At 60.8% G+C, this 12,756-nt stretch carries 12 protein-coding genes; 3 read left to right on the forward strand and 9 right to left on the reverse strand.

Annotated elements, in window-relative coordinates:
* Positions 1-6: 6 nt before the first annotated feature.
* From EN853_RS23475 to EN853_RS23505, 7 genes are all read right to left on the reverse strand, one after another.
* On the reverse strand, positions 7-996 hold the full coding sequence (locus EN853_RS23475; protein WP_127861661.1) for a hypothetical protein: 990 nt from the start codon (positions 994-996) through the stop codon (positions 7-9).
* A complete protein-coding gene (locus tag EN853_RS23480) occupies positions 996-3,749 on the reverse strand; it encodes a DUF499 domain-containing protein (RefSeq protein WP_245517160.1) in 2,754 nt (917 codons plus the stop codon). Before EN853_RS23480 ends, EN853_RS23475 begins: the two co-directional genes overlap by 1 nt.
* A 277-nt stretch (positions 3,750-4,026) precedes the next feature.
* A complete protein-coding gene (locus EN853_RS23485) occupies positions 4,027-4,620 on the reverse strand; it encodes a hypothetical protein (protein ID WP_127861662.1) in 594 nt (197 codons plus the stop codon).
* Between the two features lie 98 nt (positions 4,621-4,718).
* On the reverse strand, positions 4,719-5,177 hold the full coding sequence (locus EN853_RS23490; protein ID WP_127861663.1) for a GIY-YIG nuclease family protein: 459 nt from the start codon (positions 5,175-5,177) through the stop codon (positions 4,719-4,721).
* 348 nt (positions 5,178-5,525) lie between these two features.
* Positions 5,526-6,707, reverse strand: a complete 1,182-nt coding sequence (locus EN853_RS23495; RefSeq protein ID WP_127861664.1) for an RHE_PE00001 family protein — start codon at positions 6,705-6,707, stop codon at positions 5,526-5,528.
* Positions 6,708-6,953: 246 nt separating this feature from the next.
* The gene (locus EN853_RS23500) at positions 6,954-7,385 is read right to left on the reverse strand and encodes a plasmid maintenance toxin (PemK-like) (protein ID WP_127861665.1); all 432 of its coding nucleotides are present in this window, start codon (positions 7,383-7,385) and stop codon (positions 6,954-6,956) included.
* The gene (locus tag EN853_RS23505) at positions 7,372-7,695 is read right to left on the reverse strand and encodes a type II toxin-antitoxin system Phd/YefM family antitoxin (protein WP_245517161.1); all 324 of its coding nucleotides are present in this window, start codon (positions 7,693-7,695) and stop codon (positions 7,372-7,374) included. Before EN853_RS23505 ends, EN853_RS23500 begins: the two co-directional genes overlap by 14 nt.
* A gap of 83 nt (positions 7,696-7,778) precedes the next feature.
* Here EN853_RS23505 and EN853_RS23510 point away from each other — a divergent pair, with 83 nt between their 5' ends.
* The 3 genes from EN853_RS23510 to EN853_RS23520 all read left to right on the forward strand — a co-directional run bounded on the left by EN853_RS23510 (position 7,779) and on the right by EN853_RS23520 (position 10,289).
* Complete coding sequence (locus tag EN853_RS23510) at positions 7,779-8,951, forward strand: site-specific integrase (protein ID WP_127861666.1); 1,173 nt, start codon at positions 7,779-7,781, stop codon at positions 8,949-8,951.
* A 173-nt stretch (positions 8,952-9,124) separates the two neighbouring features.
* A complete protein-coding gene (locus EN853_RS23515; protein WP_127861667.1) occupies positions 9,125-9,319 on the forward strand; it encodes a DUF6494 family protein in 195 nt (64 codons plus the stop codon).
* 295 nt (positions 9,320-9,614) lie between these two features.
* Positions 9,615-10,289, forward strand: coding sequence for a protein-L-isoaspartate(D-aspartate) O-methyltransferase (locus EN853_RS23520; RefSeq protein WP_127861668.1), 675 nt, complete (start codon positions 9,615-9,617; stop codon positions 10,287-10,289).
* Positions 10,290-10,338: 49 nt separating this feature from the next.
* On the opposite strand, the gene repC is transcribed toward EN853_RS23520, so the two are convergent.
* Positions 10,339-11,544 carry a plasmid replication protein RepC gene (gene repC / locus EN853_RS23525; protein ID WP_127861669.1) on the reverse strand — a complete coding sequence of 402 codons (1,206 nt, stop codon included), beginning with the start codon at positions 11,542-11,544 and terminating at the stop codon, positions 10,339-10,341.
* 158 nt (positions 11,545-11,702) lie between these two features.
* Positions 11,703-12,743, reverse strand: a complete 1,041-nt coding sequence (gene repB / locus EN853_RS23530) for a plasmid partitioning protein RepB (protein ID WP_127861670.1) — start codon at positions 12,741-12,743, stop codon at positions 11,703-11,705.
* Between the last annotated feature and the right edge of the window lie 13 nt (positions 12,744-12,756).

Here is a 12,756-nt window from a genome sequence, read left to right on the forward strand (position 1 = left end):
TGTTCCTTACTTCGTCATTTCTACAAACGGTGACAGCATCTCGAGCAGGGATAGCCCACCATGCGCCAGCGTGGGGTATCCACCCTGGCTGCGCCATTTCCATCGACCGACAGCGAGCAGATGCTTGCCATGCGGACTGTCCGCTTGCATAGCGACCGGAGGCACGAACGGGCCGGGATCGTGTTCGCCAGCAACGAGGCGACCGCTCTTGAGGACGCCCTTGAGAAAGGCCGCCTGTTCATCCGCGGCATCGAAGAACAAGCCGGTTGCAGCGTAGCCGTGGTCGGACGTGATCACTAACTGCCTGCCTGTAGCGAGCCGCTCAACAAAGTCCCAAAAATCATCGCTGGTGAGTTGAGCGACAATGTCACGGGTAAGGGTGTCGAGCCCCTGACCTGCGCCGGAGCCGTCGTGCAGCTTGCTATCCGGCCACTGGTGCCAGAAGATCCAATCGGGAGACGGATCGATGAGATCGGCGCAGTCCTTCCATGGCAGATCGACGCACTCGGTTCTTGCGGGCACGAGACGATGTGCCTTGCCGCCGCCGTTATTCTGTAGCTGGCTCCGACTGTTGAAGCCGAGGGCGCGAGCAAAGGCACTGGTCTCGCTCGGCACTTCAGCCCCATGCGCAGTCGTGCTGTGAACCGTCAAACCACGCACCTTTGCGCCCTCGATCAGCCAAGGGAGCTCCCGCAGGCTTAGCCCGTCGAGGATAAGGATGGCCTTGGCGCTGTACGGCGATGACCACCAATCCACGAGACGATCGGCGTTCCGGTCGACGGCGTCGCCGAACTGCTCCCAAAGATCCCACCCCGCCGCTGCAAGGAAGTGGTCAAGCTCGCCGATGGCGCGGTCCCGCCTGGTGACTTCCCCCGACGCGCTGGTCACGGAGAACGGCTGAACACACACCGAGATCACGCCGTCGATGATTACACGCCAAGCATTGGCAGGCGCTACGGTCGTGAGTGCGCGAAACTGATCCAGGGCGAGGGCCATCAGTTGCTCTCCTTATCTACGGAGAGCTCGAAGGTCATGCCGTCGGGCAGTTTTTTCAGTAACTCCTTTAACTGCGCGCCGGTCGCGGCCGTGACCTTCAACGTCACTTCCCGAACCGGCGTAGCAGGGCCGATTCCCCAACCCTCAAGCTTGCCTATCAGGTTGAGAGGTGAAGTCGCCGGGTTGGACAGGGTCGTCCGCGAGCCGGGCGAGGTTTCACCAAAAATGCCACTACTAGGCGCCTGCTGCTCCGATCCGGGTCCTAAAGGAGGATACGAGAGGGCCTCCCCAGGGCTTGCGGTCGGCGTGGGCGTTGCCCCACTACCGAAACCACCTCCAGGTAGGTCGTTTGGCGCCACCACTGGCGATGCTGATCCGCCGGAAGACGGCACGGCCGAGGGGGGAAGCAGGAAAATCTCATCGAGCTGCCGCCCGCTGTAGGCCAGCTTGGGTCGCAGCCTCTTCCACGCCGCGTCCTCATCCTCGCCGGCTTGGGCTTGAAGGTACTCCATTCCGCGAAGATTGATTGCCACCTTGCCTCGCGCGCACATGCGCACGACGCGTTCCTTCATCGCGATCTCACCGAGCCAGGGAATGCAGTCCTGGCCTGCCGGCCGCGGCTCCTGGAGCTCTCGTAGCAGTTTGCCCACGGCAGCGTTGTCGCTCGCCGCCTCGAGCACAAGCGCTTCAAAATCTTCGGGCACGAAGATGTCATTGATTAGCGCCTGCTCAATGGCGTCCGGTATCTTAGCGCCTTGTTCGCGCAACGTCTCTACGTGGAACTCGCACTTCGTGGGTTCTGTAAAGTTCCAGCGATGCAACACGGCGAAGCGGTCGAACCGTTTCTTCAGAATATCTCGAAGCTCATTTTGATACTTCGTCTGGAGCTTCCGATATTCCGGGTTCTGGACACCCCATTCCTGCGCCTTCATCTCGGCGCGCGCGAGGATCAACAGATCATGGTCATAAAAGGCGTTCGTCGTCCCGGCGCGCGGCAGCAGGAAGCGAACGGTGTTGCGGCGCTTCTGGAGATGATCTTTCGACCACCGCCCAAGGCGTTCGCTCAGCCGGTCCGGCTCCTCCGGCAACACGAGGATCGGCAGGCGTTCATCCCATCTCTCCGGCTGCTCAGTCTCGTCTAGGCCTGACCAGGGATCGTTCAGCCACGTGCGCGGCAGGGCAATGACGCGGAAGGTACGCGCCACCTCCTCGGAGCCGCCGATGACATAGCGCGTCTCCTTCGCCAATTGTTCGAGATCGGACCCATCCGCGAAGAGCTTGTCGTTCCGGGCGGAAGCCATGACCTTGGCCTGTGGGTTCTCCTCCTCCTTGAAGACAAGCCGCGCACCATCTTGATGGATGTTGAAGCTGTTCTCGATGATCGTTGCCAATTCGACCTGAAAGGCGTTGTCGTCGATTGGCTTGCTCTGAGTGATATCCGCCTGAAGAACGGCTGGTTCGGCGCCCGCAAGATTTCCAACTGCGATTGAGCGAAGCCACAACGCGCCCACGATTTCCTGCAAGTGGGGAACCTTCGACGCGTGATCTGAGACCGCCTCAGTGACCGAGGTCAAATTTCGCAACGCCTTGTCGCGAAGCGTCCGATGTTGCTGGTTAGCGACCGAATCCAGGAGCGCGCCAATGCCCGAGGCGTCGTCATCCATCCTAAAATCCGCCGCGGTCAACACGGGCGTTTGGTCTCCACGGCTCTTGAAGAGATTTGCCAGAATTCTGATCAGATCTCGTGTCTCTTGAGCATCGGTGGCGACGAGGACCTGATCTTCCAGCAACTGAAGAAGATGCGGCGCAAAGGGCCACGACTCAATAAAGTCCCGTTGCTTGCGATCCTGCTCTGCCGCCGGCGTGCTCAAGAGCCGGAAATATTCCGAAATGTGACGCGCCAAGGCGGCCTCGATCGATGCCGACGTGATTTGGAGCCTGTTTTCGAAGAGGCGGTGCAACAGCATCCGTCGCCGATCGTGCTGGATCCGCTCCGGGCTTCCGCCGGCCTTGAAATCGATCTGCACAGGGTTGACGCGATGTATCTGCTGATATGCGTCCGTTTCGCCGTTTCGTACTGAAACGACGAGAACAAGGAGCTCAGGATGCTCCTTGGCGATCTCAGACAGGATCTGGATGAAATTGAACGCCCAGTGCTTCCACGGATACTGTTTGGTGTTCGTGAGGCCATCGTACCAGGTCTGAAATTCATCCAGCAGCAGCATGACAGGTTTATGCCGAAGGAGTTCCAGGATGAGTTGGTCAGACGGAATATCCGTCTTCGCCGAACCCATGCCTTCCCACTTGCCTTTGATGTAGGCACCGTGCGGATGCTGCTCGAACAGAAGGTCCCAAAGAAACTTGTATCGCTGCCGATGAAGGCTCTCGCCGATGACGAGCGTCCCGTCGCGAAGCTGGATGTCGCCAATGTGGGGATCGCCCAGGGTTGTTGACCAATTCTTCAGCCATGCGCCGGTTGAGGCTGCGTCGTTGATCGCATGATACAGCGCAGCCATCAAGTGAGATTTGCCAAGACCGCGCTCGCCGATGACGACGACGGGCCGTCCTTGGTCCGGCCCGACAGCTTCGATGCCCTTCAACAGGTCATGCGTCGGATACGTAATCTCGAGAAAATCTTTAGCCGCAATCTGGGTCGCGCCAGTGTTAGATTCGTTCGACAGCTCGATTGCGGTCCCCCTAAGGCGCCGCCCTTTGAATTCTGTTCGAAGATTAAGCCCGAGCACTTTACCCACCCCTTCATTGTCACGCCTGAGCCGTAAGGCTTTTGTCGACTGTCCTCAATCACTCATACGCGTTTTCCAGATTCTCGCATGGTACCGTAGCCTCTCCGATTCACTTCCCCCGTCAGCTATTGCGACGCAGATCCGAGCAGCATTGCTGACAACGTGCCGATGTGGTGCGTCTACCAAGCGGCCGGGTCATGGCGATCGAGTGCAATGTGTCAAACTCTAGCGTCAATTCTTATAACGGCTGGTACATGATACGGGTGGCAAAGCGGCCCTATTAGTATCAGCTAGGCCAATCGCCTGTCTCTCGGCTCGCGATGTAGGCGTCGACCGTCTGCGGCAGGATTGCATCGTTGAGCGTGAGAATCGCTTGCAGCAAATGCTCGCGGATGCCCGACCGGGACTGCTTGTCGCCGGCATTCCCAATGGCTGCGCAGATACCGAGAAAGACGAACTCCAGGCGCCGGCATTCCTCTAAATCGATACCTTTTTTGAAAATTACGTCGTCGATGACGTGATGCCACTCCGGTTCGTTCTTTGCCGAGCACGGGCAGGCACAAAACCGCTGGCCCTGGAACAGCTGGCCCCCTTCCCATAGGTAGCCTTTGTCGCGGTAAACGATGCGGGCCCCGTTCCGGGTCGTCGTCGGGTAACCCCTGTGCTTGGGGTTAGAACAATTGCTGTGCCGGGTGACAACAAAAAAACCGTACATACCGGCCGCCGTCACGTACTCATTCAACGTTGCCTCGAGACTACGGCGAATGATGCTATTCGGCGTAGTCGTATCCCATCCATACCAGCCGTTGGCATTCTGGATCTCGCCGACCTGCTCCAGCAGTGCCCTCCGGAGGCCGACACGAAATTTGAAAATATCCACATATATACTCCCTGATGGCGGACTTATTTCTGTAAAATCGTATCTGCAATTTTATGATTACCTCGCCGAATCGGCTCCACAGCTGGGCCTTCACGGGTCTAATGGGTATTGAACTCATCCAACGGTAGGCCGTACTCGAGGTGAGCGTAGAGTTCGAGCAGATACTGGGCCACTGGATCGGCAACATCCACGAAACGGACGTTCATCAACTTCACCAGCTCGATCTGTCGATAGAACTCTGCCCGGAACACGTCTTCTTTCGAAAGGGCGCGACGTGATCCCTCCGCTGTATAGGTTGCGGTCCGCTCGAGGAGGCGCCGCGCGCGCTTGAAGGCAAAGGATGCGGAGTAGTGGCTTTTGGCAGTATGGCCGCGAAGGCGACCTTGCAGATTTCGCGTCCGCCCGACATGGACGGGGACGGTATCTTCGAAAAACACGTAGACCCCCGCCTTGCCCAGGTGCGCCGCCACGCCCTTGGCGGGAAACGGTGGCGATGCGTGAAGCTCGGCGAACAGGGCAGGGATTGCCGCCGTTGCCGTTGCAAAATGCTCGTTCATGGCCCCTCCCCCGCGCAAACGCGCCATTATCGTATTTCTCCAAATACGCTTTTACGACGAGGTTTGGTCCAAGTTCGAACCGACCCTCCATTGCTCACCCGGCGCGAGCTGTATCCCAAGCTGCCGATCGAACTGACCGAAAAGTGGCCCAAAATGGAAGCGGCCTACAAGTCGGTCAATCCATTCCCTGCCGCCTCCATGTCGTAGCGCAACACAAGCGTCGTTCAGCATTTTCTATCCCGCGGGCGTGCCGGTCCGCAGGCGAGCATATAAACTTGAACGCTGGGAACTCGCCTATCAAGATCGAAGGCACTTGTGGCGCACATCTCAGCGGCTCCGGGCTAAATGTTAGACAAATCCCCACGCCCTGTAACGCCCCCGGCCCGTCACCTCGCGCACGGCGAGCTCGGCGACGAGGCCGAGCGCGGCGCGCTGGCTGACCTTAAGCTCGGCCGCGATCAGCCCGGCCGATACCACCGGCCGCGCCAGCACGAGCTCGATCAGCGCTGGCAGGCTCGAATTTTTGCGCCTGTTCCTGAGCCGACGCTCCATCTGGCTTTTGGCCATCATCAACCGGTCGAGCTCCTTCAATCCGGCTGCGGCGGCTTCTGCAAAGGCGTCGAGGACGCCCAGCAGGCGGGTGATCTGGTCGCGCGCCCGCCGCCGGTCCCGCGGAACGGCCCGCAATCCGGCATTGAGGCACAACAGATGCGAGCCGACCTTGCCGCGTTCCCTGAGCAGCGCAGCGACCAGCAGCGTGCCGAGCCAATGCTGATGTTGCAGCGGTTCGATTTCTTGCCAGGCCTCCCAGGCGATCGCCGCGGCCAGCACGGCCGGCGTGTTTTCGCCGTGCAGCCGGTCGACCACCGCCAGCCAGTCGGCCAGCCGCTGGTCCTCGCTCCAGTCGAGGTCGCGGATCAGCGGCCCGAAGCTGTCTAACGAAGCCGCCTCCTGCGACCTAGCCCTCTGCCCTGCCGTGTCGACCTCCGGGCTGTCTGCGAGCGGCGCGAAATTCTCGCCCGCCAGCAGCCGGCTGGAGCGGGCCAGCACGGCGTCGATCTCGGCCAGTTCCTCGGCAAGAGCGTCAAGGCTTTCGCCGGCGTCGCCGTCCGGCCAGGCGGCGGCCGTCGCGGCATCGGGCTGGGAGCCGGCCCGTCCAAGACTCGCCCCGTCTCCGCCCTGCTCTTCGCGGCCGCGCAGCGCCGTAACGCCAGAGCGAGAAAGCGCCCAGTCGGGCTTGTGCGCAAAAATCCGGCGGCGGGCGCGCAGCACGGCATGCGCCCGGGTGATCTCGTGGGTCGGGGTGCGGATGTCCATGTGGGCGTCGTGCAGCACGAGGTCTTCTGTATGGACGAGTTCGCCGTCGAGCCACAGCGCGGCGGCCGCGTCGGCGAAGTGGGAGCGTTGCAAAAACCCGTCGCGGACCGGGCTTTTTTGCAGCCGCTCGTCAAGGCGAGCCAGAAGGTCTTCGGCGCGGGTGAGCGGCCCGATTAGGGTCTTTAGGGGCAGATCGGCGAATTCGTAAGCCATTGATTCCTTTGTAGTGGATTCGCGTGATGGAAGCTAAATTATTTTTAACTTCCGTCACTGGCGATGATCCTGGGAGTCATGGCTAACTATCGATAAGTACCTCTTATCGATAGTCATGGATTTGGCGGCTCAGAGCCGCTAGACTCGGCGCAAAGCATGGCTGCAACGGCCCCAGAAACCCGCCTGGAAGACACCTCGATGGAGATTGCCCTGACGCCCGCCGGCTTGCCGCAACTTCAGCCGGCGTTACGCCGTGCGCGACGTGCTGGTATGCGCCTGGCCTGTCGCGATGGCGACAAACCGGCGCTTGACCGCGGCAAACAACGCCGGCGGCAGCGGCCCGTAATAGCCGCTCTCCGTCTCCAGCGGCCGGATGTCGGGGCCCGGCCAGGCGAACCGGTTGCTTTCCGTCAAAACGATCCACGACCGCTCGCCGTCGAGCTGCAAGCGCAGCTTGACCGCAGCCGGGATCTCGATGGCATCGTTAGGATCGGACGGCGGCGTGTGGGTGATCGGCAGGACCCGAACGACCGGCGAGCCGTCCTCCTGCATGGCGACCAGTGCCAGCACCAGGCAGGGACGGTCCTTGTCGCCTTCTTCGCGGCCCTCGCGATGTTGCCAATGCCAGAGATAGGAATAGCGGAAGACGTGGCCGACCTTGATTTCAGTCGGCAGCATTTTTTGCCGTCAGGCCTTTTGCCCCGGAGGATTTTGACCCAAAGGGTTTTGACCCAGCGAGCTCGTCGTTGAGATGGTCGAGACCCGGCTCCATTTCGGAGGCTTCGACCGCAGCGATCTCGTCCGCGCTGAGCTCCGCTGTCAGCTCGACCCGCCGGTCGCGCTTCGACAGCCGGACAAAATCCTCGTAAGCCAGCAAAACGGTGCGCGGGCGGCCGTTCTTGGTGATAATGACCGGGTCGCGGACCGCGGCATCCTGATAGGCGCCAAAATTTTTCGAGACGGCGGCGGCGGTGACGGTGGTGGTCATCGGCGAAACTCCTTTGTTCCGGAATATACGGGCTTTCCGGGCTTTCCGCAAGTTTCGGGCGCCAGCCAGATGGAGACGAGCCAGTGACAGGGCAGCTTGCCAAGACCCAGAATGCTGAAACCGTCGCGAGACGGGCCGAAGCCCTCGATGCGCTCGATTCCGTGCTGCCCTTCGACCGCCGCGATTTTCTGGCCGGGCTGCTGACTGATGACGACATCGAAACCCTGCGCCACCTCGCGAAAGAAGGGATCGGCGAGAATTCGCTGCGCGCTCTCGCCTCCGATCTCGGCTATCTCGAAGCCTGGTCACTCGCCGCGACCGGACAGCCTCTCCCCTGGCCGGCGCCGGAGGCACTGCTGATCAAGTTCGTCGCCCACCACCTCTGGGACCCGGCCAGACGCGAAACCGATCTGGCGCACGGCATGCCGCAAGACGTGGCAGTTGCGCTGAAGGAGCAAGGCTTGCTGCGCAGCGACGGTCCGCATGCGCCCGCGACGGTGCGCCGACGGCTCTCCAGCTGGTCGACGCTGACGAAATGGCGAGGGCTCAAGGGAAGATTCAACGCGCCGGGGCTCCAGAGCGCCATCAAGCTCGCAGTGCGCGCCAGCGCCCGGCCGCGCGGCCGCAAGAGCCGCAAGGCAGTGACCGCCGATATTCTCGCCACCCTGCTGAAGGCCTGCGCGGGCGATCGTCTGGTCGACGTCCGCGACCGCGCCCTGCTGCTCACCGCCTTTGCCTCCGGCGGCCGCCGCCGCAGCGAGGTCGCCGCCCTGCGCGCCGAGCAGCTCAGGGACGAAGATCCGGTCCCCGTCGACCCGAAGGATCCGGACAGCGAGAAACTGCCGTGCCTGTCGATCCACCTCGGGCGCACCAAGACGACCCAAGCCGATACCGACGCTTTCGTGCTGCTCATCGGCCGGCCGGTTTCGGCCTTGCAGGACTGGCTCGCGCGGGCCGGGATCACCGAGGGCGCCGTCTTCCGCGGCGTCGACCGCTGGGGCAATCTCGAGCCGCGCGCTCTCACCCCCCAGGCCGTCAACCTCATCCTGAAACGCCGCGCCGCCGCGACCGGCCTCGATGCGCAGCTGTTTTCCGCGCACGGCCTGCGCGCCGGCTACCTGACCGAAACCGCCCGCCGTGGCATCCCCCTCGTCGAAGCCATGCAGCAGTCGCAGCACCGATCCGTCCAGCAGGCTTCGCGCTATTACAACGACGCGGAACGGCAGCTGGGACGCGCGGCAAGGCTGATTGTCTGACGCGTCCCCAGGCAAGCGCCCACTCGCCTCCTTGCAAAGGCCGATCAAGTTCAAGGGACCCGACGCCTCCTCCCGGCTCGGGATCTGTTTCTATGGGACCGAGCGTCACCGTCCTGCTTCCTTGATCCCTTGCCTTCCCTTACAATCTCTTCCGGACACAGAGGAGTTCCGCCATGAGCGAAGACGCCTTCAACATGTCGATCCGCAAGTTCCTGAAGGAAGTCGGCGTCACCTCCCAGCGCAAGATCGAGGAGATGGTGCGTGAAGGGCAAATCGGCGGCAAGAAGAAGTTGAACGTCCGCATGACGCTGACGGCGGAAGGAACCGGCCTCAACCACGTCGTGGACGGCGAGATCGAACTTCCATAAGACGGGCGAAGCGACCTAGCGAAACGTCCGACGCGGGTTCTTGCCTGACCAGGTTGCCTGAGCTGCTCTTGGTCCTAGGCGTTCACTCCCACGGTTGCGGCACTCCTCACTCAGCGGTCGTTCGTTCGCCTGAGTTCGTTCCGCGCGTGCGCCGCCGCTACCAAGACGCAACGCCCAAATCACCTTCGCTCGCCGTGGGCCTCCCGCAACTGGAAACGATGGCGGGCGTTGCTGTGTTACCACCGGATATAAGGCTACTGTGGCAGCCTGCCTGGTTGAGGAAAGCCTAACCGTCATGAAGCCAATGACCGAAGAGCATCTCGCGGTACTACGCAGGCACATGGTCGAGATGATTGCGATCCATGCCGACCTTGCAAGCGAAGAACTCGGCAAGGCAACGCTCGATGAGCGGGTGATGACAGCGATGAGGTGGGTGCCGCGGCATCTCTTCGTGCCAGCATCGGTTGCGCCTTATGCGTACCAGGATATGCCGCTGCCGATCGGCTTTGATAAAACCGTCTCGCAGCCCTTCATCGTCGCTCTGATGACCGATCTCCTCGCTCCGCAACCGTACGAAGCTGTGCTCGAGATCGGCACCGGCCTGGGCTATCAAACCGCAATCCTCGCAGAACTCGCCGGACAGGTTTGGAGCGTCGAAATCATCGAGGAATTCGCAAGCCATGCCGAGGCTCTGCTGCAGGGTCTCGGCTTCTCCAATGTCGGCATTCGTGTCGGAGACGGGTCTCGCGGCTGGCCCGAGCACGCCCCATTCAACAAGATCCTGGTCACGGTGGCGGCTGAGCGGACACCGCCGGCTTTACTGAAGCAACTCAAGCCGGGAGGACGCGTAGTCCTGCCTTTAGGATCTAAAAATGCGCAGTTTCTGACTGTCATCGATAAGGATGCGGCAGGTAAACTCGAGACTCGGCAGCTTATCCCTGTTCGGTTCAGCCAACTCGAAACGGCCTAATAAAGGTAAGGTGCAGACGGCCGCGACGGAAGGTTCCCATCGTAGCCAGTTACCCGGCCATCCTGGTTGGTGGCCCATTAGCTTTCAAAGCAGCCATCAGCATCGGCCCGACCGAAAACTCCCCTGCCCTAGCCTTATCGGTCAGCACGCGCAGATAGCCGCCTGCTGAATTGATGTGCTGCGCCCTTTGCAGAATGCAGGCGATCACCATTGCCGCAGTTTCCTGCCCCATCACATGGCAGGCGTCCTCGTATGCGGAAGGCGACACGCCGAGATAACCGCGCACCTGGGCCGCCGTGACCATTAAATCGCGCCAGTTGCCAATCCCGTCGACGGCGTAATCCGCAATTTCCGGGCAGGCCTTCAGCACAATCCCTAGCGGGTATGTTTTCGGGGATTCTGCGGTCCTCGTCCTTGGCTCGGCCGTCGACCCGCTTTTTTCGAAAGCAGGTTCAAATTCAAAAATAGAGTCGGTATTTGAATCAGATTGCTGCCGCCCGCTTTGGGAGTCATTGCCGCTCGGATTCGTGGATTTCATATGAATTTCCAACAGCTTATCCACGTCGCCATGCAACGCGGCCAGATCGGCCACGATCGGTTCAAGTTCGGCAATGCATGCACGGCGCGGAATTGCCTCCACGACGCTACGGAAACGCTTCCACAGGCCTCCCCAGTCGCCCGGCACGTCTTCGTCTACGGCCGCCTCGATCAGCTTGTGGATATCCCGGCGGTGTAGCGTAATGCGTTCCCTCATAAGCCTGAGCGCCCTGTTGTCGGCTCGAACACGCTCGGCCGCTGCCTCGAACTCGCAGGCACGGGCCAGCAGCGGCGCCAGGGAGAAGCCAAATGCTTCCTCAATCTCCCCTCCTCTCCCCTTCCGCGCATAACGCTTGCCGTTCGGACTGTCCCGACGGATGACTAGCCCGCAGTCCACAAGAGCCGCCAGGTGGCGCCTCACTGTGGCATCGGGCATTCCGTGCGCCCTGAGGGACAGCTGTGCGTTCGAGGGAAAGACGATGAGGCCGTTTTCCTCACTCAACTCACTGTCGGGATAGAATGATAGCAACGCATTCAGGACGGCCAGAGCGCGATCGCCGATGCCGACAATGCTCTTGCCCTCGCAGAGGTTACGATAGATCTGCCACTTGTCGACCACCCTGCCCTTGGGGATCTCGCGTGACTCGTTTTGCGCTGCCAGCATGGCAAGCGACATCGGCCGCCGCCCAAAGGGCGTCGTTGCAATACCCGTCTCCATTTCTTCCTTCGCCTTCTAATTAGGCAAAAGAAACCTGCTCGCCAAAACGACGCCTAGGACTCTTGACAGTGATTCGCGGAAATGAGATTCTCGGATTGTCTAGATACGAGAAGGGCTTCCGCGACGGTGACGTTCGGGGGCCTTTTTCTTTTGCGGGTTCATTCTCCTGTGTTGCTCGTTTCCGATCGCCTGAACTCGCTGTAGAGCAGCTCCAGATTCTCGGAAATCCAGGTACCGAAGCGAACTCCGTCCCGTTCTTTCAAGGACAGCGTGAACGCCTTTCCGGTATCTTTCGCCGTGACGCGGACGGATTTGTCAGACGGAGCCCAAGCTGGAGCTACGGCACTCTTCGATCCCGTTGTTGCCGCTTGGTGATCGGCGATTGCTTCGTCGCCGGGAAGGTGATTGAAAAGAAGGCTAAACCTTGTGTCGCTTTCAACCTCTAGGAACTTCTGTTTTCCGACGAACCTCGTGGCCTTTTCGAGGTTACCTTTAACGCGACATTTGACCGACAGGTCGTACCATCGATCTCGCCCGGTCCCTCGCGCAGCACCGATTGCTTGAATAATCTCGACTGGAATCTGTTTTGTGACGGATGCCATTTTCGACACGACAGTCTTGTTCACCGACAAGGCCGACATGATCGTCTGGGTGTCGAACCCGCGTGCGGCAAGTTTAGCCGCAAACAGCGCGCGTTCGATGAACGAGAGGTCCGCTCGTGCAGTGTTCTCCTGCCCTTGGGCGACAACATGGTCACGATCGGACAACGGCTTGACGACCGCTCGGACATTTCTGCCAAGTGCCTTTGCGGCTTTTACGCGTCGGTGGCCGAATACGATCTGGTAACGGCCTTCGGTGCTTGGGTGCGGCCTGACAAGGATTGGCGAATCCTGTCCCCGCTCACCAATGGCTTGCACCAAGTCCTCGAAGCGACCCTCGTCCTGGTCCATTCGATCGATGACGAAAGAGCTGTCCAAATGGTCGGGATCAATCTCGATGACCGTCTCACCTGCGAGCAGCTTTCTCTCTATTTCCTGTGCGGCCTCGACCTTGGTCGCCATTTCGTCGGCGGCCCGGCTCATCATGCCGAAAGCACCCCTGCCGGATCGCGCTGCAAGCGGCGCAGCTGTCTCGGCCGAGTTTACGGCCGTAAACTCGTCCTCATCCAAGATGCCCGCCAACAGACCCTTACGTGCCATTTCGAAGCCCTCC

The organism is Mesorhizobium sp. M1C.F.Ca.ET.210.01.1.1 (assembly GCF_004791585.1).
Taxonomy (GTDB): Bacteria; Pseudomonadota; Alphaproteobacteria; order Rhizobiales; family Rhizobiaceae; genus Mesorhizobium.